Source organism: Bradyrhizobium sp. SZCCHNR1098 (genome assembly GCF_032489375.1).
Taxonomy (GTDB): domain Bacteria; phylum Pseudomonadota; class Alphaproteobacteria; order Rhizobiales; family Xanthobacteraceae; genus Bradyrhizobium.
In genome coordinates, this window is the sequence record NZ_JAUEXY010000008.1 from 46,566 (window position 1) to 68,840 (window position 22,275).

General features: G+C 64.6%; 23 protein-coding genes and 1 riboswitch. Of the genes, 9 read left to right on the top strand and 14 right to left on the bottom strand.

The genetic code is table 11. The features are described 5' to 3' along the window. The first annotated feature begins 16 nt into the window (after nucleotides 1–16). Entirely contained in the window at nucleotides 17–1,048 is a 1,032-nt protein-coding gene (cobD, locus tag QX135_RS18040) for a threonine-phosphate decarboxylase CobD (protein ID WP_316179290.1), read from the top strand. On the opposite strand, the gene cobS is transcribed toward cobD, so the two are convergent. The 3 genes from cobS to cobT are packed head-to-tail and all read right to left on the bottom strand — an operon-like array spanning nucleotide 1,045 to nucleotide 3,409. Next, a complete protein-coding gene (gene cobS, locus QX135_RS18045; protein WP_315739776.1) occupies nucleotides 1,045–1,764 on the bottom strand; it encodes an adenosylcobinamide-GDP ribazoletransferase in 720 nt (239 codons plus the stop codon). The genes cobD and cobS overlap by 4 nt on opposite strands. Next, complete coding sequence (locus QX135_RS18050; protein ID WP_315786185.1) at nucleotides 1,761–2,354, bottom strand: histidine phosphatase family protein; 594 nt, start codon at nucleotides 2,352–2,354, stop codon at nucleotides 1,761–1,763. The genes cobS and QX135_RS18050 overlap by 4 nt, the downstream gene beginning before the upstream one ends. After that, entirely contained in the window at nucleotides 2,354–3,409 is a 1,056-nt protein-coding gene (cobT, locus tag QX135_RS18055) for a nicotinate-nucleotide--dimethylbenzimidazole phosphoribosyltransferase (RefSeq protein WP_315786280.1), read from the bottom strand. Before cobT ends, QX135_RS18050 begins: the two co-directional genes overlap by 1 nt. A 143-nt stretch (nucleotides 3,410–3,552) precedes the next feature. Between cobT and QX135_RS18060 the strand changes: the two genes are divergently transcribed. Both QX135_RS18060 and QX135_RS18065 read left to right on the top strand, forming a co-directional pair. Continuing rightward, nucleotides 3,553–5,910 carry an Orn/Lys/Arg decarboxylase N-terminal domain-containing protein gene (locus QX135_RS18060; RefSeq protein WP_316179288.1) on the top strand — a complete coding sequence of 786 codons (2,358 nt, stop codon included), beginning with the start codon at nucleotides 3,553–3,555 and terminating at the stop codon, nucleotides 5,908–5,910. Nucleotides 5,911–5,918: 8 nt separating this feature from the next. Next, the gene (locus tag QX135_RS18065; protein WP_316162632.1) at nucleotides 5,919–6,491 is read left to right on the top strand and encodes an N-acetyltransferase family protein; all 573 of its coding nucleotides are present in this window, start codon (nucleotides 5,919–5,921) and stop codon (nucleotides 6,489–6,491) included. 8 nt (nucleotides 6,492–6,499) lie between these two features. Here the strand turns inward: QX135_RS18065 and QX135_RS18070 are convergent, their stop codons facing one another. The 3 genes from QX135_RS18070 to QX135_RS18080 all read right to left on the bottom strand — a co-directional run bounded on the left by QX135_RS18070 (nucleotide 6,500) and on the right by QX135_RS18080 (nucleotide 8,193). Then, nucleotides 6,500–6,712 (bottom strand): hypothetical protein, encoded by a 213-nt coding sequence (locus tag QX135_RS18070; protein ID WP_315739782.1) that lies wholly within the window; start codon nucleotides 6,710–6,712, stop codon nucleotides 6,500–6,502. 269 nt (nucleotides 6,713–6,981) lie between these two features. Continuing rightward, nucleotides 6,982–7,110 (bottom strand): hypothetical protein, encoded by a 129-nt coding sequence (locus QX135_RS18075; RefSeq protein ID WP_316179286.1) that lies wholly within the window; start codon nucleotides 7,108–7,110, stop codon nucleotides 6,982–6,984. Between the two features lie 33 nt (nucleotides 7,111–7,143). After that, the gene (locus QX135_RS18080) at nucleotides 7,144–8,193 is read right to left on the bottom strand and encodes a hydroxyacid dehydrogenase (protein ID WP_316179284.1); all 1,050 of its coding nucleotides are present in this window, start codon (nucleotides 8,191–8,193) and stop codon (nucleotides 7,144–7,146) included. A gap of 159 nt (nucleotides 8,194–8,352) precedes the next feature. Here QX135_RS18080 and QX135_RS18085 point away from each other — a divergent pair, with 159 nt between their 5' ends. The 3 genes from QX135_RS18085 (at nucleotide 8,353) to QX135_RS18095 (ending at nucleotide 9,984) form a co-directional block, all read left to right on the top strand. Next, complete coding sequence (locus QX135_RS18085; protein ID WP_316179281.1) at nucleotides 8,353–8,904, top strand: thiamine pyrophosphate-binding protein; 552 nt, start codon at nucleotides 8,353–8,355, stop codon at nucleotides 8,902–8,904. After that, nucleotides 8,901–9,500 carry a thiamine pyrophosphate-dependent enzyme gene (locus tag QX135_RS18090; RefSeq protein ID WP_316179279.1) on the top strand — a complete coding sequence of 200 codons (600 nt, stop codon included), beginning with the start codon at nucleotides 8,901–8,903 and terminating at the stop codon, nucleotides 9,498–9,500. The genes QX135_RS18085 and QX135_RS18090 overlap by 4 nt, the downstream gene beginning before the upstream one ends. 130 nt (nucleotides 9,501–9,630) lie before the next feature. Next, nucleotides 9,631–9,984: a VanZ family protein gene (locus QX135_RS18095; protein ID WP_315739787.1), complete on the top strand. Its 354-nt coding sequence runs from the start codon at nucleotides 9,631–9,633 to the stop codon at nucleotides 9,982–9,984. Between the two features lie 52 nt (nucleotides 9,985–10,036). On the opposite strand, the gene QX135_RS18100 is transcribed toward QX135_RS18095, so the two are convergent. After that, nucleotides 10,037–10,426, bottom strand: a complete 390-nt coding sequence (locus QX135_RS18100; RefSeq protein ID WP_315718467.1) for a DUF1236 domain-containing protein — start codon at nucleotides 10,424–10,426, stop codon at nucleotides 10,037–10,039. 859 nt (nucleotides 10,427–11,285) lie between these two features. Further along, nucleotides 11,286–11,894, bottom strand: coding sequence for a hypothetical protein (locus tag QX135_RS18105; RefSeq protein ID WP_316186401.1), 609 nt, complete (start codon nucleotides 11,892–11,894; stop codon nucleotides 11,286–11,288). 389 nt (nucleotides 11,895–12,283) lie between these two features. On the opposite strand from QX135_RS18105, the gene QX135_RS18110 reads away from it, so the two are divergent. Then, nucleotides 12,284–13,687, top strand: coding sequence for an ABC transporter substrate-binding protein (locus QX135_RS18110; RefSeq protein ID WP_316179275.1), 1,404 nt, complete (start codon nucleotides 12,284–12,286; stop codon nucleotides 13,685–13,687). A gap of 171 nt (nucleotides 13,688–13,858) precedes the next feature. On the opposite strand, the gene arr is transcribed toward QX135_RS18110, so the two are convergent. Then, a complete protein-coding gene (arr, locus tag QX135_RS18115) occupies nucleotides 13,859–14,272 on the bottom strand; it encodes an NAD(+)--rifampin ADP-ribosyltransferase (RefSeq protein WP_316162646.1) in 414 nt (137 codons plus the stop codon). Nucleotides 14,273–14,394: 122 nt separating this feature from the next. Further along, nucleotides 14,395–15,027, bottom strand: coding sequence for a glutathione S-transferase family protein (locus tag QX135_RS18120; RefSeq protein WP_316162648.1), 633 nt, complete (start codon nucleotides 15,025–15,027; stop codon nucleotides 14,395–14,397). A 297-nt stretch (nucleotides 15,028–15,324) separates the two neighbouring features. On the opposite strand from QX135_RS18120, the gene QX135_RS18125 reads away from it, so the two are divergent. Continuing rightward, the gene (locus tag QX135_RS18125) at nucleotides 15,325–15,642 is read left to right on the top strand and encodes a hypothetical protein (RefSeq protein ID WP_316162650.1); all 318 of its coding nucleotides are present in this window, start codon (nucleotides 15,325–15,327) and stop codon (nucleotides 15,640–15,642) included. Nucleotides 15,643–15,868: 226 nt separating this feature from the next. On the opposite strand, the gene QX135_RS18130 is transcribed toward QX135_RS18125, so the two are convergent. Next, nucleotides 15,869–16,339 carry a GNAT family N-acetyltransferase gene (locus tag QX135_RS18130; protein WP_315739799.1) on the bottom strand — a complete coding sequence of 157 codons (471 nt, stop codon included), beginning with the start codon at nucleotides 16,337–16,339 and terminating at the stop codon, nucleotides 15,869–15,871. Nucleotides 16,340–16,384: 45 nt separating this feature from the next. Then, a riboswitch (SAM-I-IV-variant riboswitch) is annotated at nucleotides 16,385–16,494 on the bottom strand. Nucleotides 16,495–16,683: 189 nt separating this feature from the next. Here QX135_RS18130 and QX135_RS18135 point away from each other — a divergent pair. Then, nucleotides 16,684–17,163: an energy transducer TonB gene (locus QX135_RS18135; protein WP_316179271.1), complete on the top strand. Its 480-nt coding sequence runs from the start codon at nucleotides 16,684–16,686 to the stop codon at nucleotides 17,161–17,163. 143 nt (nucleotides 17,164–17,306) lie between these two features. On the opposite strand, the gene hyi is transcribed toward QX135_RS18135, so the two are convergent. The 3 genes from hyi to QX135_RS18150 all read right to left on the bottom strand — a co-directional run bounded on the left by hyi (nucleotide 17,307) and on the right by QX135_RS18150 (nucleotide 21,903). Continuing rightward, entirely contained in the window at nucleotides 17,307–18,098 is a 792-nt protein-coding gene (gene hyi / locus QX135_RS18140; protein WP_316162652.1) for a hydroxypyruvate isomerase, read from the bottom strand. 45 nt (nucleotides 18,099–18,143) lie between these two features. Continuing rightward, nucleotides 18,144–19,931 carry a glyoxylate carboligase gene (gene gcl / locus QX135_RS18145; RefSeq protein WP_316162654.1) on the bottom strand — a complete coding sequence of 596 codons (1,788 nt, stop codon included), beginning with the start codon at nucleotides 19,929–19,931 and terminating at the stop codon, nucleotides 18,144–18,146. 169 nt (nucleotides 19,932–20,100) lie between these two features. Beyond that, nucleotides 20,101–21,903, bottom strand: coding sequence for an adenine deaminase (locus QX135_RS18150; protein ID WP_316162656.1), 1,803 nt, complete (start codon nucleotides 21,901–21,903; stop codon nucleotides 20,101–20,103). Nucleotides 21,904–22,275 lie beyond the last annotated feature (372 nt).

The following is a 22,275-nucleotide window of genomic DNA, read 5'->3' on the forward strand; positions in this document are numbered from 1 at the left end:
CCGCTGAAGGACAGACATGGACGACAGAGCGACTAGCACGCGCGCTGACCAGCCGGAAGCGATCCTTCACGGCGGCGATCTCGCTGCGATCAGCCGTCGCTACCCGGATGCGCCGCGGCCGTGGATCGATCTGTCGACCGGCATCAATCCCATAGCCTACCCGGTGCCGACCATCCCGCCCGCAAGTTGGGCGCGCTTGCCGGCCCAAGCCGAAGACGACGCGCTGCGCGCAGCGGCTGCTGCGCGCTATGGCGTGGCGGGGCCCGAAATGATCGTTGCCGCGCCCGGCACGCAGGCGCTGTTGCAGATCCTGCCGCGGCTGCGCCCGCGCTCGAGGGTTGCCGTGCTCGCCCCGACCTACGAGGAGCATGCGCTGTGCTGGCGCCGCTGTGGGCATCGCGTCGGTCTGGTCGATGATATCGATGCGCTCGCCGATGCCGATGTTGCCGTCGTCGTGAATCCCAACAATCCCACCGGCCGCCTGCTGCCCCGCGATGTGCTGGTCGGATTGGCCGCGACCTTGCGCCGGCGCGACGGCCTGCTGATCGTCGACGAAGCATTCATCGATCTTTGTCCCGCCGACGCCAGCCTCGCAGCCGACCTGCCGCCGGCGACGATCGTGCTGCGCTCGTTCGGCAAGACCTACGGCCTTGCCGGCGTCCGCCTCGGTTTCGCGATCGGCTCCGCTGACGTCGTCCGCCGACTCCGCGACGAGCTCGGGCCTTGGGCCGTATCCGGACCTGCGCTCGCGATCGGAACGACGGCCTTGGCCGACGCTGCTTGGCTGGAGCAGACACGCGCGCGGCTGGCGAACGACTGTCAGCGCATCGACGATCTTCTGAGCAAGGCCGGCTGCGCGGTCATCGGCGGCACGCCGCTGTTCAGGCTGATCACATCGCCGAACGCGCCTGACATCGCCGAGCGGCTCGCCCGGCACGGCATCCACGTCCGGCGCTTTCCGGCTCAGCCGAGCTGGCTGCGCTTCGGCCTGCCGGGCAATGCGTCCGAGTGGCACCGGCTGGCGCCGGCGCTCGGCGATGCCTTCTAACCGAGCACGCAGGCGGCAAGCAGCAGCGTTTCCGTGACCTCGATGCTGGCGCCATGGCAATCGCCGGTGATGCCGCCGAGCCGCCATTGCCAGTAGAACGCGACCGCCGGAACGAGACCAATCGCAACCAGCGTCGGTACCGCGCCGGCGAGCGCACCGATCGCGAGTCCGCCGCCCCAGGCGACGATGACGTTCCAGCCGACGCTGTTGGAGATGCTCGCCCCCAGCCCCGGCTTCAGCGAAAGCAGCGTCTTGTTGCACACCAGCGTTCCCCAGCGCGCCCAGGCCGGGATCAGCACGAGCGCCCAGGCCGTCGGCCCCGTCGCCAGCTCGGCGATCAGCACCAGCTTCGCGGCGATCTGCAGGGATATCGCGACGACAGCGAAGCTGCCGGCGTGGGGATCGCCAAGCACGGCGATGAAGCGCTCCGGCTTGCCATGCGAGGCGCCGAACGCATCGGCGACGTCGCCGAGCCCATCGAGATGCAGCGCGCCGGTGATCCCGATCCAGGCGACCAGCACGGTCAGCGCGACGATCCACGGATCGGCATCATGAAAAAGGCGGGCGACCAGCGCCAGACAGGCGCCAATCACCAGTCCGGCTGCCGGAAACCAGACCGACGCCCGCGCCAGATCGTCCGGTCGTAACTCAGCGACCCGCGGTGTCGGCAGCCGTGTCAGGAATTGCAATGCGATCCAGAATTCACGAAGCATCATGGCTGGATGATCTCGACGATTTCGCCCCAAGGTACACCATCATCGCCCTGCCCGGCTTCGAGCGTGATCCGCGTACCAGGGCGAATGCGTAAGCTCCACAGCTGGTGCAGCGGCCAGCCGAGCAGATGCGAGAGCGCTGCGCGTATGGCGCCGCCATGGGTCACCACGAGAACCGGCGCAGGCTCGGGCCGGACAAGGATATGATGTGTTGCGCGCGCCACTCGCGCCTGCAAATCGGACCAGCTCTCACCGCCCGGCGCCCGGACCTCAGCATCGGCATGGAAGGTGTCGAGCAAGGCTTCGCCTCCGGGCTCCGCGGCGATGTCGCGATGCGTCCGCCCGTCCCAGCGTCCGAAATCGAGCTCGCTCCAATCCGCATCGATGTCCAGCGCACAGTTGGTCTGCCGGGCATAATCCTCCGCTGCCGCACGTGCGCGCGCCAACGGCGAGCTGACGACGCTGTGCCAGATCAGGCTCCGCGTCTGCCGCCGGAATTGATCCCAGCCGAGGTCGCTGAGCGGCGGGTCGGTACGGCCGTCGAGATAGCCGTCCCGTCCTGTCGTCCCGTGCCGCAGCAGATCGATCCGCATCAGGACTTGGCTCCCGAGACGGCGGCCTCCGCAAAGGTGGCCATGCCCCCGTGGAGCGCGCAGGCCAACCGAATGATCGGCAGCGCAGTGGCGGCGCCCGAGGCCTCGCCAAGCCGCAGATCGAGGTCGATCAGCGGACGGGCACCGAGCGCGTCGAGCACGATGGCGTGGCCGCGCTCGGCCGAGCGATGCGAGAACAGCAGCCACGGACGGCAGGAGGGATTGAGGCGGACGGCGGCCAGCGCCGCGACAGAGACGATGAAGCCGTCGACCAGCACCGGCCAGCGCCGCTGCGCGGCGGCGACGATCGCGCCGGCCATCGCAATGATCTCGAAACCGCCGACGGCGGCCAGGACGTCCGCGACGGCCGCTCCCGTCGTGAGCCCGTGTCGCCCCAACGCATCGGCAATCACCGCAGCCTTCCTGGCCCGTCCGTCGGCGTCGAGCCCGGTGCCGCTGCCGACGATGTCCGCGGGCGCGCATGACAGCAGCGCGGCGGCAATCGCTGCCGCCGATGTCGTGTTGCCGATCCCCATCTCGCCGAAGATCACGAGTTGCGGCGCGTGATCGGCCTGCCGCACCACCGCGCGCCGTCCGGCTTCGGCCGCAAACGCGACCTCCTCCAGCGTCAGCGCCGCCTCGGTGCTGAAGTCGCGCGTGCCGCGCCGCGGCTTGTCGACGATCACGCCGGGCACCGGCTCGCTCGCCAGCGTGCCGACGTCGACCACCTCCAGCGGACAGCCGAGGTTGCGCGCCAGCACCGAGATCGCTGCGCCACCGGCCGCGAAGTTGTGCAGCATCTGCACCGTCACTTCCGGCGGATACGCCGACACGCCCCGCGCCGCGATGCCATGGTCCCCCGCGAACAGCACCACCGGGACCCGATCGGCCCCCGGCCGCTCCAACGCCTGCAGCGCCGCCAGCTCGACCGCCACCTGCTCCAATCGCCCAAGGGCGCCAATCGGCTTGGTCAACTGGGCCTGGCGTTCCAGCGCCGCCTGCCGATGGAGCTCGGACGGCGCCACACAATCAAGGCTGATCCATTCGGGAAGCACCACGGATCCTTTCAGCATCACTCGGGTTCGGGACGATTGCCACTGCGAGGCGACCGAGACAAGCTCCGTGAGGCGCCCTATTGTCATCGAAGCGTCATCGAACGTGACGACAGGTGGCTGCCCACCCAGCCCGAAAGACTCTCATGGAATACTTCCGCCGCTTCACCTTCCTGTTCGCCGCGCCCGTGTTCGAGACCGACGACCTTGCGGGGCTCCGCTTCAACCAGATCATCGAGGAGATCCAGCGCTCGGGCTTCGAGGTGGTGCGCGCCCGCAAGCTGGAGGACGCCGAGATCGCCGTGCAGACGGATGCCGCGATCGGCTGCATGGTCGTCGATTGGGGCAAGAAGGGCCTGGAAGGCAAGACGGCGTCGCTGATCAACCTGATGCGCCGTCGCGGACTGGACTTCCCGATCATCCTCCTGATCCGCCGCAAGCGGTTCGAGGATCTGCCGGTCGAGGTGCTCGACTTCATCGACGGCTACGTGTTCCTGTCGGAGGAGACTCCAGCCTTCATCGCCAAGAACCTGGTCAGCCGGCTGAAGCAATATGCCGAGACACTGAAGACGCCATTCTTCGGCGCGCTGGTCGACTACGCCGAGGAAGGCAACCAGCTCTGGACCTGCCCCGGGCACAATGGCGGCGTGTTCTATAGCCGCAGCCCGATCGGCCGGGTCTTCGTCGAGCATCTCGGCGAGGCCGTGTTCCGCGACGATCTCGACAATTCCGTGCTCGATCTCGGCGATCTCCTGACCCATGAGGGGCCGGCGCTGCGCGCGCAGAAGGAAGCCGCGCAGATCTTCGGCGCCGAGAAGACCTATTTCGTCCTCAACGGTACCTCGACCTCCAACAAGGTCGTGCTGGGGGCCCTGGTCACCGACGGCGACCTCGTGCTGTTCGATCGCAACAACCACAAGGCCGCTCATCACGGCGCGCTGCTGATTTCGGGCGGCGTCCCGATCTACATCCCAACGGTTCGCAACCCCTGGGGCCTGATCGGCCCGATGCGCTGGGATCTGCTGGACGAAGAGCATCTGCGACAGCAGATCCGCGACAACCCGCTGGTCAAGGACCCCGACGCCTGGCGCAAGGAGCGGCCGTTCCGCGTCGCGGTGGTCGAGGAGTGCACCTATGACGGCACGATCCACAGCGCCGAGATGATCCTGAAGCGGATCGGGCATCTCTGCGACTACATCATGTTCGACGAGGCCTGGGCGGGCTTCATGAAATTCCACCCGCTCTACGCCGGCCGCTTCGCCATGGGCCTCGGCGAGCTCGGACCCGACGCCCCCGGCATCATCGCCACGCAATCGACCCACAAGCAGCTCGCGAGCTTCTCCCAGGCCTCGCAGATCCACGTCAAGGACCGCCACATCAAGGGCCAGCGGCGGCGGGTCGAGCATCGCCGCTTCAACGAAAGCTTCATGCAGCACGCCTCGACCTCGCCGTTCTATCCGCTGTTCGCCTCGCTGGACGTCGGCGCGCAGATGATGAAGGGCCGCTCCGGCGAGGTGCTGTGGGACGACACGATCCGGCTCGGAATCGAATTGCGCAAGAAGATCAGGGCGATGCGCCGGGAATTCGAGGAGAAGGAGAAGGATCCGGCGCGGCGCTGGTTCTTCGAGCCGTTCGTGCCGGACCGGGTGTCGATCCCCGATGCGGCCAATCCCGGGGCTAGCCATGACGTGGCCTGGGAGGCGATCTCGACCGACCAGCTCGCGACCGATACCGCGCTGTGGCAGCTCACGCCGGGCGCGGCATGGCACGGCTTTCCGGATCTCGCCCCCGGCTTCGCGATGACCGATCCGAACAAGCTGACCCTGCTGACCCCGGGCTTCGATCGCGCCACCGGCGGCTATGCCGATCACGGCATCCCGGCTCCGATCGTCGCGCAATATCTGCGCGAGAACCGCATCGTGGCGGAGAAGAACGATCTCAACTCGCTGCTGTTCCTGCTGACGCCGGGGGTCGAGGCGAGCAAGGCGGGAACCCTGATCAGTGGCCTGGTCGCCTTCAAGCGGCTCCACGATGACAACGTGCTTCTGGAGGACGCCATTCCGGAGTTCACCCGCAAGCGCTTTGCGCGTTACGGCAAGCTGCGGCTGCGCGACCTCTGCGCCGAGATGCACCGCTTCTACCGCGACGCCGAGGTGAGCGCGCTGCAGGCGAAACAGTTCCAGCCGCAGCACATGCCGGAGATCGCGATGTCGCCACGCGAGGCGGCGCGTGCGCTGATGCGCAACGAGGTCGACTACCTGCCGATCGATCGCATCTCCGACCGCATTGCGACGACCCCCTTCGTGGTCTATCCGCCGGGCATCGCCACCATCGTTCCGGGCGAGCGGCTATCCGACCGCGCCAAGCCGATGATCGATTACCTCAAGATGTTCGAGCGGGCGTTCAACACCTATCCCGGCTTCGACGTCGAGATCCAGGGGCTGTACAAGGAGATCGACGAAGCTGGCCGGATCCGGCTCCATACCTATGTCTGCGCAGAGTAATTCGAACCATGGACAGCGCGATCACGGCTCGCGACACCGAGCCGCCGGTCCTCGTCAGGCCGTCACGCGACGAGGATGTCGAGGCCATGCTCTCGATCTACCGGCGGCATGTCCGCCGCGGAGTCGAGGACAGCGCCGCCGGTTCCGGGGCGCCCGAGCCGGACGACCTCAAGCAGCGGCGCAAGAATCTGCGAAATCATCGGTTGCCGCATCTGGTCGCGACATTCCGCGGCGAAGTCGTGGGCTATGCCTATGTCGTCCTGTTCAGGAAGCGGCCGGCCTATCGGTTCGCGGTCAAGCATTCGATCTATGTCCACCATGAGCATCTCGGCCGTGGTGTCGGCGGGCTGCTGATGCAGGCGCTGATCGATGCTTCCGCCGCGGCCGGATATCGCCAGATGATCGGCTATATCGACGCCGACAACGTCGCCTCGCTCGGCATTCATGAGCGCTTCGGGTTCGTCAGGGTGGGGCTGCTGCCGGGAGTAGCCTACCGTTACGGCCGCTGGTGCGACACGGTGATGGTGCAGCGCTCGCTTGGCCCCGGGGCCAGCGATGCACCGGCTGGGCTGGGCCGCTGAGCCGCACGTCAGGACGGAAAGTCGGCCGCCTTCACCTCAATGCGGTCGGCATGCAGCGACCAGTCGCGCACCTCCTGCTGTTTACAGAACCTGGACTTTGCGATTTCTGCGGCTTCGCCTTCGCTGTCGGCCTCAACCTCCAACGTGCTCTGGCATATCTCGCACTGGCGGCCATTCTCGCCCAGCACGTCCTTCATGAAATGGATGACATAGCGCGACATGCAACCTCCTGCCTCTCACGCAGTGCTCGAAGGTGATGTTACCGCGCTTCTCCTCCCGCTGTTCACCGATATCAAGCGGCCGATGCAAATATTTGACGCAGCGGTGGAACCGGCGCTCAGGCGCCCACCGAAGGCAGGCTCGCGGCGGCGATCGCGACGAACTCCGAGACGGCGCGACGGACGCGGCCGTGGGTCGACTTCAGGATGGCGTTCAACCGGCGCATCAGACCAATTTCCCTTCCGCGCCGAGCGAAAAACGTGGCCTAAGCTCATGGCGCCCCTGGAAAAATGATCAGCCACCACTGGGCTGTCGAGACGGCTCCGAAAATAGCAATGTCCGCTTCGCCGAAGCCGCCCTGGAGAGAAGATTTTTTGCTGCGTCGCAGCTTGCGACGCACGAAATCTTCTCCCCGCAATCTCTTCTCTCCTGGCTACGAGGGCGTCACTCCGAACGCCTCGCGGAAACGAGCGCTGTAGCGCGGCCAGGCCTCGGGATTGATCAGGCGCGGCGGCCGGCCGCCGTCGAGCGCGGCGAGCAGTTGCTCGGCCGCGATCCGGCCCATGTTCTGCCGCGCCTCCCGCGTCACGCCGGCGGTGTGCGGGCTCGCCAGCACGTTGTCGAGCTGCAGCAGCGGATGGTCCGGCGGCGGCGGTTCCTTGGCCCAGACGTCGAGCCCGGCGCCGGTGATGCGCTTTTCGCTGAGCGCGGCGAACAGCGCCTCCTCGTCATGGATGAAGCCGCGGGCGGTGGTGACGAAATAGGCGCTAGGCTGCATCAGCGCGAACTCGCGGGCACCGATCATGCCGCGGCTTTCCTTCGTCAGCGGGCAGTTGATCGAGACGAAATCCGAGCTCCGCATCAGGTCATGGAGTTCCACCTTCTCCGCGCCGCGTGCGGCGATCTCCTCGGACGAGAGATACGGATCATAGGCCAGCACCGTCATGCCGAGGATGCCGCGGCACAGCTCGGCAACCCGGCGGCCGACATTGCCAAGCCCGACGATGCCGATCGTCCGCCCCTGCACCTCGTTGCCGATCAGATCGTTGCGGTTGACGTCGCGCTCCCGGCGCAGCCGGCGGTCGGACTGGATGATGCGCTTCGACAGGGTCAGCATCATGCCGAGCGTGTGCTCCGCCACCGAATGGGCGTTGCCGCCGGACTGATTCACGACGAGGACGCCGGCTTCGGTGCAGGCGTCGACGTCGACCGGGTCGTATCCGGCCCCGTTGCTGGACACGACGAGGAGGTTTGGGGCGCGGCGCAGCAGGTCTGCATCGACGTGGAAGCGCGGCGCGAGCTCGTCGCGGGCCGCCCCGATCTGGTAGGCGTGAGCCGCCGCGAGGATCGGCGCCGTCTCGGCCTCGGAGCTCTCGTTCTCCAGCCGGTCGAGCCGGACGTCGGGGCGCGCGGCGAGCAGCTCGCTGAAGATCGGGTGGGCCAGGTATTTGACGTAGAAGACGCGCTTGGAATTCGCGGCCATGAACAGCCGACCTCCTGGTTTCTTGGTTCTTGATTTCGGACTTGAAAGGCGGATGCCTGACCGGCCGGGCCGGCATGTTGACAATCGTTCCGGTGCCGTCAAGCTCAGCGCCAAGCCCCGTGCGCCGGGCCCCCATCAGGAACGACCGGAGGAACAGCAATGGCCGCCGATGCCGATGCGGCGCGATCAGCAACCGCTGTGCCGAATTGGCACGAGATCGTGCTGCAGACGTTCAAGCACAACGCCGTCGACCTCATCCCCTACGTTCCCGACCGGGTGCTGACGCCGCTGATCCAGAACCTGCACGACGATCCGTTCTTCACGACCTTTGCGACGGCGCGCGAGGAGGAAGCGGTCGGCATTCTCACTGGGGCCTGGATGGGCGGCCGGCGCGGCGCGCTGTTGATGCAGACATCGGGCTTCGCGACCTTGCCCAACGTGCTGGCCTCGCTGATCGTGCCCTGCCAGATCCCGCTGATCATGATCGTGTCCGAGCGCGGCACGCTGGGCGAGTTCAATGTCGGCCAGTCGCTGGTGTGCCGAACCATGCGGCCGGTGCTCGATGCGCTGGCCATGGAGCACCACACCATGACGCGGCTCGACGAGCTCGAATTCGTCGTCGACCGCTCGATCAAGCAGGCGGTGGCGACCCAGGCGCCGGTGGCGCTCATCCTCTCGCCTTTGCTCACCGGCGGAAAGGTGTTCGCATGAGCGCCCCTCACAGCAACACCAAGATCATGAACCGCTACGACCTCACCTGCCGGCTGGTCGCGCGGCTGACGCACGAGGAAGCGGTGATCGGCGGCATCGGCAACACCAATTTCGATCTGTGGGCGGCGGGCCCGCGGCCGCAGAATTTCTACATGCTCGGCAGCATGGGGCTGGCCTGCCCGATCGCGCTCGGCGTCGCGCTGGCGCAGCCGCAACGCCCTGTGTTTGCGCTCGAAGGCGACGGCTCGCTGCTGATGCAACTGGGCTGCCTGACCACGATTGCCACGCTGGCGCCGAAGAATTTGGCCATCATCGTCATGGACAATGGCGTCTACCAGATCACCGGAAACCAGCCGACCTCGGCCCGGCAGGCCGACATTGTCGCCATTGCCGCCGGCTGCGGCATTGGCGCCAGCCATTGGGCCGCAGACGAGGAAGATTTCGAACGCTTGATCGCTCTTGCGCTCGAGGCGCCCGGCCCGGTGCTGATCGCGGCGAAGATCGACGATAGGCCCGGTGTGGGCGCCACCAGGCGCGATCCGGCACAGATCCGCGAGCGCTTCATGCAGGGTCTGGGAGTCCGGCAGCCGATCTGAGGCGCCGGACGAAAGCTGTTCGCGGTACGATGAGAAGGCCATGTTCCGGCTTCCGAGCCACGTTAACTAAACCGGTGCCTCAAGCGACCGTGACCCCGGTTCGTGGCCCGGAACGTGCTAAGCAGCGTCCATGATGATCGTCATTCGCCTCTCGGCCTGGCTGCTCGCCGCAGCCGTTGCCTTCGCAACGCTGGGCCCGCCCAACTATAGGCCACATTCGCACCTGGGACAGGACGGCGAACACGCCCTCGCCTTCATCCTGATCGGCCTTGCCTTCGGCCTCGCCTATCGCAGTCATCGGCTGCTGACCACCGGGATTGCGGTGATCCTGATCGGTGCACTCGAACTCTCGCAGTTCCTGGCGCCGGGACGTCACGCGCGGCTGGAAGACTTCATCGTCGACGCCGCGGCCGCCTGCCTCGGATTCGGCCTGTCCGCGGCCATCGACTGGCTCATCCGACAGATCCGCACGCAGACCGCATGACGAGAGGCCCCGCCGCTGATGCGACGAGGCCCCTGTCCGTCAGAACGTCAGATCACTCGATGATCTTGATGACGCGGCGCGTGCGCGGATCGACGATCACGCGGCGATCGTTCACGACGGCGTAGCGATACTCGGTGTAGCGCGGCACCGGGCGCAGCTCGACGGTGGCGGGCAGCGGCTCGCCGACCACGACGCGCTCATGGACGACCACCGACGGCGCGCGCTCGGCCTCGATCGAGTTGATCACCGCGTTCGGAATTTCCAGGCCCGCACCGACGGCGGCGCCGACCGTGCCACCCACCATGGCGCCGACCGGACCGGCAACGGCGCCGCCGGCCGCAGCGCCATTGGCGGCACCTTCGACGGTCGTGGACTGTGCGAACGCAGCGGTCGACGCCAGCAGCGAGGTGGCGATCAGCGAAACGGCAAGACGGGTTCTCATCATTGTCTCTCCTCCAGTGCTTTCGAGATGCCGATCAACACCAAGGGATCGCCTGCAGTTCCGGTTCCAAATGGCCGAAACTTCATCATGCCACCGGAACCAAACCTCGAACCCTTCACCATCGTCGGAGATGATGGAGAGATTGCTCAGTCGCTATCCACGTTTCAAACAACTGCGCGCAGGTTCGCACTCTCGCGGCTGATCACGCCCGAGTCCTGCGATCGACCGCCCTTCGATGAATCGAGAGGGCGCAGGGAATGCCGGGTGAAGGCCTCACCCATGGCCCGCCTGCGAAAAGAATGCAGGCGGCAGGTACCACAGGTTCAGCCGATCAACCGGCATTCCCTGCGCGGCGGTCTTAACGCTTCCTTCGAGCTCTCCTCGGGGACCGGCTGATTGACCCCGTCGCCCGCGCGAGGGCAGTGCCCTCGTCGCGCGCTTGACCTCGGCACCGGGAGGCCAGGACCACACGACTTCGCGTCCGTGATGCATCGTTCGTCCACATGCGCCAAGCGCACGCTGCGACACAACACGGCCACCGCATCCCTGCCTCACGTGTCGTGACGATCGCGCGCAACGCCCCTCTCGGCGAGACAGGATGGGTGCATCATGCATGATTTCTGTAAAAAAGAAACATCTATTCTCACTTCCTCAACGGCGATCGATGACATCTGATTGAGCAAGTTAGCGATTTTCGAATCGATTCAAGGACACACCTTCGGCGATCCGACCGCGAAATGGGACGGCGCATGCCAAGTCCCATCAGTGATTTGCCCGACGAGCACGAAAGAAGGCCGCGGCACGAGCTCAACTCTGACGTTTCCAAAGACGTTGAAATCAATGACGACAGCAGACACAGCTACTGCTGCTTTGTCTTACGCACATCGTTCCTGATTTTTGTCACGATGGCAGACACTTTATCATGAAACTCCTTCTCCAAAGCCTTCATCTCCACTGGAGCAAAGGACTTTCCATGACTTGAATATGTATCGAAGACAACTTGTCTGTTTCTGCTGCATCCTACGAGTGCCCCTTGCTCAATCGTGTCGATAGGATCTTCGGACGTTTGAGCCAACCGCCGAGCAGTACCCTCGAGACAGAAGGAATAGGCGCGCACAGCTTGCTCTTCGAACGCCTTATCTGGATCCGTCTTCAAGAGCTGCTCCGTCCGGTGCTGCAGTTCGACGATCCAGGGGATCTCCTTGAAGAATGATCCTACGGCCTCGTCAACGTAGGACCGCTCATCTGCGCGGTGCGCGCTATCCAATGCGCTCTGCCGACAGGCCGAAAACAGGTCATTAACAATGTCAGTTCTTGCACTGTCCTCCGCGCGGTTCAGTCTGTCTGGACCATTTGCGATGACGAAGCGGCGCAAAGCCGCGGGCAGTTCGTGCTTCACGCAGTCGTGGAAATATTGCAGCTCGTCAGCGGCCGTCGCCCGGTGCGGGTGGAGAAGCCCGAGACCCATGACCAAGATGCGTAGAATCATAAGGCACGGCTGAGATGATCGGCTGGGCTTCATTCCAACTCCTCTATCAAGCTCCAATCATATTGACCGCAGATTGATAAGCCATGAAATGATCGCTTCGAAAGACGCGCGATGGTCATGTCTGCTTGCGGCCCGAGGCGGCGGACCTTCCGACTGGACGCAAGAAACGTCTGTTCTCTGAGAGCACCGTTGCGGGGGCTTCATCCACAGCTTGCTGGTCCATGGCGCACCGGACATTTGCACATCGAAGAGGTCGACCCCAAGTTCCCTGTACCCGATCCAGCCGGCGGAACATTCCGGGTTGACACCGGTTCGCCCAAGTTCCAGTGCGCTTGGAGCCGCCACGCGTTTTCTCAGAGGGTCCGCTGATGTCATCGTCCGATGTGGTCAGGAGTGCTCACGATCGCCGTCAGCGAAGGCTGCTGATCGTGCTGGCTCTGGGATTTGTCGCCTTTGGCGCCGCCGCGGCTGGCCTGTTCTACGTCTTGCAGCCCGAGACTCTCCGGATCGCCGTCGGACCGGCGGGGAGCGACGACCACAAGGTGGTCCAGGCGATGGCCGACGCCTTCGGTGAGGAAAGCAGGACCGTCCGGCTCTCCCCGATCACGACCGGCGGAGCGGCTGAATCCCTGGCCCTGCTGGCCGCCGACAAAACCGATCTGGCGGTCGGCCGCGGCGACCTCGGCATGCCGCCCGATGCGCAAACACTGGCGGTCCTGCGCAAGAACTATGTCGTGCTGTGGTCGCCCTCCGGGCGACGCGGCAACGAGCCCAAGCAGAAGGCCAGCGGCAAGATCGCAGATATCGCCCATCTGGCAGGTCACAAGGTCGGCATCATCGGGCGGACCGGAGCAAACGTCGCAGTGCTCCAGACCATTCTGGAGGGCTCCGGCGTGCAGCCCGATAAGGTTGCCACGGCTCAATTCGGGACAGACGAGATCGAGAAGCTTGCGCAAGACCCCACCCTCGATGCGTATCTCGCCGTCGGTCCGCTCGACAGCAAGATCACGGTGGACGCGATCACCGCGACCTCCCGGGCACGCGGAGCACCCACGTTTCTTCCGATCGAAGCATCGGAGGCCATTGCCCTGAAGCATCCGCGCTACGAGGCCGAGGAAATTCCAGCCAGCGTCTTCAACGCGAAACCGGCCTGGCCGGAGGACAAGGTCGACACGATCAGCGTCAATCACCTGATCCTCGCCAGGAAGGGGCTTTCCGAAGCCAAGGCGGCGGCCTTCTACCGGCAGCTTTTCGCGGTCCGCGACACGATCACGCAAGGCCTCGCCGGCGCTTCGCACATCATGAAGCCCGATACCGAGAAGGAAACCGAGCCTTCCGTACATCGAGGCGCCGCGGCGGTGATCAACGGCACGGAGCGAACCTTTCTGGACAAGTACAGCGACTATTTCTGGTTCGCCTTGCTCGTACTTTCCGGCATCGGTTCGGCCGCCGAATGGCTGCGCCGCTATCTGAACCGGGATGAACTGGAGGACGACACCAGCGGCCGCAACCGCATTCTTGCGGTGGTTTCGGAGGTGCGCAATGCCGGCTCGGAACACGATCTGCTGAGCTGGCAACGAGAGGTCGACGGGATCATCGCCGAGACACTCAAGGGCTATGACGATGGAGCCATCGAACCAGAGGACTTGGCGGCATTCGGCTTGGTCCTCGAACTCTTCAACCATGCCGTCGCCGAAAGGCGAGCGACGCTGCCGAGCGGCGCCCCCGATCAATCATGGACGCCAAGTCCAACCCTCGCCTCTCGGCGATAGGCTCGGCTCATGAGGAGGAGATTTCGTGCGTCGACACCAGTTCGAACGCACCTTGCCACCGGACTTTTTCGATGTTCTGGACGGAGGGCGCCGCGTGGCGAGCGCGTCGCAGCATCCGCAAACAGCCATCGGGCGCGACGGATCGACGGCAGTGCGATGCCGCCGCGCCGTTCAGTCGATGATGCCCGGCCCTTCGGTCATTGCGCGCGCAACGCCCTCCTTCATCTGCCTCACCACATCCGGCGCGTGCCCCTGCCAATGAACGACCTCGGCAATGACGCGCAGCGGCGCGCGGGATCGATGAGACCGCGTCGGATTCCCCGGGAACTTCTTGTCCGTCAGGTTCGGGTCGTCAACGAACGGACCTGTGGGCTCGACGACGTAGATCCGTCCCCGTCCGTCACCGGCAGCCAACTCGGCGCCCCAGATCGCCGCATCCAGCGTCGCCGTGAAGTAGACCCAGGACATCGGCTCCGCCTCGGTGAAGTTGGACGGATACCCGACAGCGATCAGGTCGCCCGGCCGCAGATCGGCGCGCGTGCCGTGGAAGAAGGATTGCGCAAACACGGTCGCAACAGATGGCATCGGTGACCTCGGATGGGTTTCCAGCACTCGTCATCTGCCGCGGAGCGACGGTCGAATGCAAATGATCGTTTCGTCTGTTGAAGACATTGTCGGCGACCTACTCGCCTCTCTCGTTCCGCAACCTAGCTGGTCCACCAGCGCCGCGTGGCCTGGCACGTCTCCAGCGCCCGCTGGTAGCCGGCGCGGACTCGCAGCCGGGTCATGTATGCTTGCTCCGCATCACCGAACACCACACCGACGTTCTTCCGCGCCATCTCGAGCGCGTAGCCCACCGAAATGTCCGCCGCGGTGAACGCATCGCCGGCCATGTATGGCCCGCGCTCCAGCCGTCGCGTCACCAGGCTCAATCGGGTCGTGAACACGTCCATCGCCTGCCGCGCGCTCCAGTTGTTGCGCTCGCTTTCAGGCGCAAGGTGCCGGGCTCCCGAAACGAAATAAAGCGAGGCTGCGAGGCCCGCCTCACCGAGGTGGAGAAACTGCTGATAGGCAGGAAAAGCAACATCATGTGCCGCGGGCGCCAGCGCTGTCGGCCCATACCGCCCCAAGATGTATTCCATGATCGCAACGGACTCGACCATCGTGACGTCGCCATCGCGGATCGCCGGAATGAATCCGGCGGGATTGATCGTCAGGAACTCGGCGTCGTTCTCGACCCCGGCCAGGAGATCCACGTCCCGAAGCCGGTACGGCAGCCCCATCTCTTCGAGCAACCAGACGACACGGAAGCCTCTGCCCTCTCCGAACACAGTGATCATCGCTCGCAACCTCCTCCGTTGTCCGCTCCCAGGACGGCCCTCCGTTCGTCAGCCCGACATGCGGCCGGAGATTTTCTCAGCGGCTCCTCGAACTCCGGCTTGGCGCAGCACATCATGATCAGACTCGAAGATGAAAAGACGCACTAAAGATGTCGGCGGCTAGCCCATCCCAAACCGTCCAAACAGGTGGGAGCACAGCCCGCTTTCAGGTCTGAAGCAGAAGCAGGCGACCAAGGCCCTCAATGGCTGCATTTGACCCATTGCGATCATCGCGGACTGCGGGCAAGGAAGGTTGCAGTGAACGAGGCGATGCTCGGACGCCTATCCGCGCGCGGTAGGGGAAATGAGATGGCGCAAGAAATTATTGCGGCAGCGGGCAATACGGAAGTCCCAGCGTATCTCACGCTTGTTGAACTCGGATATTCGGTCGACCGCCTCGATAAGGGCGGTGAAGAGCACTGGATCGCGAAGAAAGGGACGCTTGAGCTTGTTGCCGATGGCCCGCTAGAACTTCTCGGCCTCTGTCTCTTGAGAAGCGAACGTGGAGCACGCTGGCAGGCAGCCGATAGCGAGATCGACGGGTTCTTGAAACGATTTTACCCGTTGGATAGATGACCGGGATCGCCATCATGTCGTTTAGCGATGTCCGGTTATGTGAAGGGTTTCGGATGCCGGCCGCATGATTGACGGCGCGGCATATTCGGGCGGCCGGCGTCCGAAACCCTCCAAGGGAGGAAACCGCGCATGTTGAGCGGGGTGGCGCGGCAAGCGCTATGGGGATTTGAGCAATCTAAAAGCAGACTTGATCATCTATTCCTTGTCGGCACATCGCCCTCGACCATCATTTCGTCAGCCATCTCTCGAAGTACAAATTGATCGGGTTGGAAACGTAAGCGCCATACGCTGGGCACGGAACGAACCCCTTCGCCCGATAGAGCCTCTGGGCATCGGGAAGAAATTCCGTGGTTTCCAGCCGCAGAACCGGCAGCTTGGCGGTCAGGGCCGCTTCCACGACGCGCGTCAAGAGCCTGCTGCCTATTCCAGTTGCACGAACCTCGGTGACGACATACATGCGCTTCACCTCCCCGGTACCATCAGCGAACACCTGCAGCCCCGCACAGCCAACGGCTTGTCCGGCAATCCGCGCGATAAACATTTGCGTGTCGTCGTGCGCTAGCCGATCAATTGGAGAGCCGTGATTCCTTTCCACCCCGCAGACCTTGTTTAAGAAATCGTCCAGCGCGGTTACGAGGTTAATCAGGTCCTGGGACCTTGCATCGGCCGGCTCAATTTCGATTCTATCGACAGTCATTCTCGTCCCCTTCTTCGAAGAGAGGAGCGCATGACGCCGTGGTGGCTTGTCCCGTTTAGTTGCCGGACCGGCCACATCTTCTTCCGAAGGAAGAAAGCCACCTTGCTCGGGGAGCAGGTTGGCGCTGGGCGTCGGCCCAACTCTTGATGTTGGAGTTGACGATAGCTGGCACGATCGAGCTTGGCAAGCACGCCCCAGTTTGAGGAACAACGCGCGGCCGCTCCTGGCCCAACGCGGACCTTTTCAGCCGACGCTGGCGACGTACGGGACGGGCGCTTCGCGCAACTGCGCCATACCGGCAATTTTTGGTTGTGAATTATCTTCGCGTGTGATGGAATCCGCTTATGAACGCGAGAATTCCTTCGCTGGCCGGTGTGTTCGTACTGCTACTGGCTTCGGCGTCTTTCTCATATGCGCAAACGGAAAGTGTCGGCGCTCAGGCAAGCGCTCGCGAAGCGTGGAAAAAGAAGATTGTAATACTATTAGTGAGCAAGAGAACGTTTCCGCCAGGGGCGGCCGGTCAAAGTGGCACGGCCAAGGTCAAGTTTGTCATTGATCGGCAGGGGAAACTGATTTCCAGAGAACTGGTGGAAAGCGCCGGCTCCGAGTTACTCGATACGGCGGCCCTAAGTATGATTGAGCGAGCGGAACCATTTCCGGAGCCGCCCGCAGAGATGAGCGACGATAGCTTCACCTTTACGGTACCCATCAACTTTGCCAACAGGAAGCAGTTGCCTTGGGCAGGCGGACAATGGCCTGCTGAGTGGGTCGACGAGCAGAAGAAGATTGACACAAAAATTCACGGCATCTGTCGTGGCTGCTAAGGCGTGAGTGAAACTCACGCGCAACAACATTGAAGCTGCGCCATCCTGTAGCGCTCGATGCAATCCATAAGCCTCGCGTGAAGAGACAGGAGCGGCGGCATCTTCCTCGGCAGCAAACCCGGGCTGAATGGCACGTAGTAAACTCAGCTCGCGGGAACGATCGCGCGATCGGTCAGCCAGCCCAGCCCGTCCACCGTCGTCGTCTGCGGCTTGTACTCACAACCGATCCAGCCGCGATAGCCGATCGCATCCAGATGCCGGAACAGGAACGCATAGTTGATCTCGCCGGTGCCGGGCTCGTGGCGGCCCGGATTGTCGGCGAGCTGGATGTGCGCGATGCGGGCGAGATGCTTCTGCATGGTGCGGGCGAGATCGCCCTCCATGATCTGCATGTGGTAAATGTCGTACTGGAGGAACAGATTGTCGGACTCGACCTCCGAGATCAGCTGAAGCGCTTGTGCCGTGCGGTTGAGGACAAAGCCGGGAATGTCGAGCGTGTTGATCGGCTCGATCAAGAGCTTGATCCCCTGCGCTTTCAGCGCGGTTGCGGCAAAGCGCAGGTTGCGGACCAGCACCTGGTTGAGCTCGCGCGGGTCGGCATCATCAGGCGCTATCCCGACGAGGCAGTTGACCTGGCGGCAGTCGAGCGCCCGCGCGTATTCGATGGCGCGACGAACGCCGTCGCGGAATTCGTCGACGCGATCCGGCAGGATCGCGATGCCGCGCTCGCCCGCGGCCCAGTTGCCGGCGGGCAGATTGTGCAGCACCTGCGTCAGCCCGTGACGCGTCAGCTGCTCGCTCAGCTCCGCCTTGTCGAAGTCGTACGGGAAGAGATACTCGACACCGCTGAAGCCGGCCGCCTTGGCAGCCGCGAAGCGCTCGATGAACGGGAGCTCGTTGAAGAGCATGGTGAGATTGGCAGCAAAGCGCGGCATGTCATGGTCCTCGAATTGGTCCTCGAATGAGAGCGGTTGCTGCGATCAGGCCGGCAGCAAGGTGCGCGGCGGCTCGGCCGGGGTGTCGTCCACCGGCAGGTCGAGCACCTCCTCGAACTCCACGACGTTGTCGATCTCGGTACCCATCGCGATGTTGGTGACGCGTTCGAGCACGAACTCGACCACGACAGGCACCTGGTATTCCGCCATCCATTCGCGCGCGGTCGCGAACGCAGCCTGCGCCTGGCGAGGGTCGGTGACGCGGATCGCCTTGCAGCCGAGGCCCTGCGCGACCGCGACGTGGTCGACGCCATAGCCGCCGACCTCCGGCGCATTGATGTTCTCGAACGACAGCTGGACCTGATAGTCCATCGAGAAGCCGCGCTGCGCCTGCCGTATGAGGCCGAGATAGGCGTTGTTCACGACGACATGGATGTAAGGCAGGTTGAACTGGGCGCCGACCGCGAGCTCCTCGATCAGGAACTGGAAATCATAGTCGCCCGAGAGCGCGACGATCTCACGCTTCGGATCCGCGACGCGCACGCCGAGCGCGGCCGGCAAGGTCCAGCCGAGCGGCCCCGCCTGCCCCGCATTGATCCAGTTGCGCGGGCGGTGGACGCTGAGGAACTGGGCGCCGCCGATCTGCGACAGGCCGATGACGCTGATGTAGCAGGTGTCGCGACCGAACGCCTTGTTCATCTCGTGATAGACGCGTTGCGGCTTGATCGGCACCTGGTCGAAATCGCTGCGCCGGAGCATGGTCCGCTTGCGGTCCTGGCACGCCGCGGGCCAGGCCTGCCGCTCGCGCAGTTTGCCCGCCTTGCGCCATTCGCGCGCGACGCTGAGGAACATCTCCAGCGCCGCCTTTGCATCCGAGACGATGCCGAGCTCGGGATTGAACACGCGGCCGATCTGGGTCGGCTCGATGTCGACATGCACGAAGGTGCGCCCTTTCGTGTAGGTCTCGATCGATCCGGTGTGGCGGTTGGCCCAGCGGTTGCCGATGCCGAGGACGAAATCGGACTCGAGGAAGTTGGCATTGCCGTAGCGATGGCTGGTCTGCAGGCCGACCATGCCGGCCATCAGCAAATGATCGTCGGGAATGGCGCCCCAACCCATCAGGGTCGGCACGACAGGCACGTTGACGGTCTCGGCGAAGGCGACCAGCAGGTCGCTGGCATCGGCATTGATGACGCCGCCGCCGGCGACGATCAGCGGGCGCTCGGCGGCGTTGAGCATCTCAAGCGCCTTCTCGATCTGCTTGCGGGTTGCGGCGGGCTTGTAGACCGGCAGCGGCGCATAGGTCTCGTCGTCGAACTCGATCTCGGCGAGCTGCACGTCGAGCGGCAGGTCGATCAGCACCGGTCCCGGGCGGCCCGAGCGCATGATGTGGAAGGCCTGGCTGAACACGCGCGGTACCAGCCCCGGCTCGCGCACCGTCACTGCCCATTTGGTGACGGGCTTGGCGATCTGCTCGATGTCGACGGCCTGGAAATCCTCCTTGTAGAGCCGCGCGCGTGGCGCCTGGCCGGTGATGCAGAGGATCGGAATCGAATCCGCGATGGCCGCGTAGAGCCCGGTGATCATGTCGGTGCCGGCGGGGCCTGAGGTTCCAATGCACACGCCGATATTGCCGGCCTTGGCGCGGGTGTAGCCCTCGGCCATGTGCGAGGCGCCCTCGACGTGGCGGGCGAGAATGTGGCGGATCGAGCCGCGCCGCTGCAGCGCGGAATAGAGCGGGTTGATTGCAGCTCCGGGAACGCCGAAGGCGCAGGTGACGCCTTCCTTCTCCAAGATACGCACCGCAGCATCGATCGCCCGCATCTTCGCCATCTCGCGCCTCCCTCTGGTTGATGCGCGAGCTTCGCTGCTGGCAGCTACGATCTCAATTCACTCGTCGATTTTTCCCACGATGCGGCACGCTCGGCAAAACACCGGCGGCCTCAGTTAGTTAGGACAGAAGTCAGCTGACATGTCCTAACAGGATGAGGCCTCGCGCACGCTATTCGAACAGCGGCGCAAGCTCCATCTGCGGCACCAGCACGAGGCCCTTGTCGGTGATACGAATTTCCGGAATGACCGATAGCGGAATCAAATTGAAGCCCATGTAGGGAATGGTGCAGCCGGCCTCGGCCCACTCGGTCTTGAGCAGCTTCACCTCCTCGGCGACCTCGGTGACACGCTTGTCCGACAACAGGCCGGCGATCGGCAACGGAACCATCGCCCGCACCTTGCCGTCGGCCACGACGCAGACGCCGCCCTGCTGCGCGCCGATCGCGGCGACGGCGGCCTGCATGTCGGCCTCGTTGGTGCCGGCGACGATGATGTTGTGGCTGTCATGGCCGACGCTGGAGGCGACGGCGCCGCGCTTGAGGCCAAAATCCTTGAGGAGGCCATGCGCGACATTGCCGGCCGATTTGCCGTGGCGCTCGATCACGGCGACGAAGCAGAGACCATAGCGCGCAAACAGCGTCTCCCAATCGTTGGCCGGCTCGATCGCGACCTTGTCGTGGATCAGCGTGATGCCGGGCAGCGCCGTCTTGATCGCATTCACGGTGCACGCCTTGGTCGGCAGCTCCGGCGTCAGCGTCATCTTTGCTGGCAGCTTCACCGTGGCATAGGCGGCCTTCGGATACTGATAGCGCTGCGACAGCGCCTGATCGAGACGCGGCGTGATCCTGCCCTTGTCGACGACGAGCTCGCCGCCATACCAGGTCGATTGCGGCTTGAGGCCGTCGTCGAGCAAAACCAGATCGGCGCGGCGGCCGCCGCCGAGGCCGCCGATCTCGCCATCCATCGCAAAGCGCGTCGCGCCGTGCAGCGAGCCCATCGACCACGCCTGCTCCGGCGACATCCCCGCCTTCACCGCCTCGCGCACCACCCAGTCGAGTCCAAACAGCATGAGATCGTCGGCATCGCGATCGTCGGTGCACACCGCCGTGCGCTTATGCGAGGCGCCGAGCTCGGTGATGGTGCGGATCGCCTGCGGCAGGCTGTGCCACGGGGTCGTGGGCGGACCACCGCGCAGGAAGATCCAGACGCCGGCATCCAGGAGATCATCGGCGATGTCGCGGTCGATCGCCTCATGCGTGTCGGTGACACCGCTCGCGGCGTAGGCGGCGACGAATTCGCGGCCATAGACATGCCCGGACACCGGCCGTCCGCGCTGCAAAGCCGCCGCAAGGATGGCGTGGCTGCGCTCGTCGCCCATGCAGACCGGCACGAAATCCATCTTCTCGCCAAGCGCGACCGCCTCGGGCCAGCGGTCGAACAGGCCGGCGATCTTGTCCGGCGTGAGGTCGCCGCCCGCGGTTTCCAGCGCCGCCGAGGTCGCCGGCACGGTCGAGGGCACGGTGAGGAAGATCGACAGCGGCGCCTGCCGCGCATCCTCCAGCATCGCCTCGACGCCGGCGACGTCCATGACGTTGCCGATCTCGTGGCTGTCGCAGAAGATCGTCGTGGTGCCGTTGAGCAGCGCGGCCTCCGCATAGGCGCAGGCCGTCACCATCGAGGATTCGATGTGGATGTGCGGATCGACCAGCCCCGGCGCGATGATGCCGCCGGCCGCGTCATGGAGCGCGAAACCGCTGCCGAGCGCCTTGTGGGCACCGGCCGGCTTCACCGCCGCGACCCGCCCGCCGGTGATCCACAGTTCGCGCGAGGGGTGGATGCGCTCCGAATAGGTCGAAAGCACGCGCGCGCCGGTGATCACGAGATCGGGCGCAACGCGGCCCGAAGCGACATCGGCGAGGCGCCGCGTCATCGTGTGCAGAGGGGCGACCGAGAAGCGGGTGAGTTTGGTCATGGCACGAACTCGCTGGACGTGTTGGGCGATGCACCGCGATGGTTGCGCGATGCACGCGTCCCGGCAAGCCCAAATAGATCGGCAGCCCTGACCACGGCTTGAGCAGCGGGTGAATAGCCCCCTCCTCCCTCCCCTCGAAATGCCCATTGTCGTCGGAGACGGACCGCAACATCGGATTGCCCAACGCTCGAGCCGACGACCAAGGGAGCTAGACAGCAACTCAGGCGGCGCCGAAGCGTCCTTACGGACGCTCCTTCACAACGCGGGAATGCTCACTGCTGCTACGGCGCGCAGTCGCAGGTGCAGCCGTTTGCCGTGAGCCTCATGTGCGGCTTGTTGGGTTTGATGCAATGGTTTTGCGTGAGGACGCAA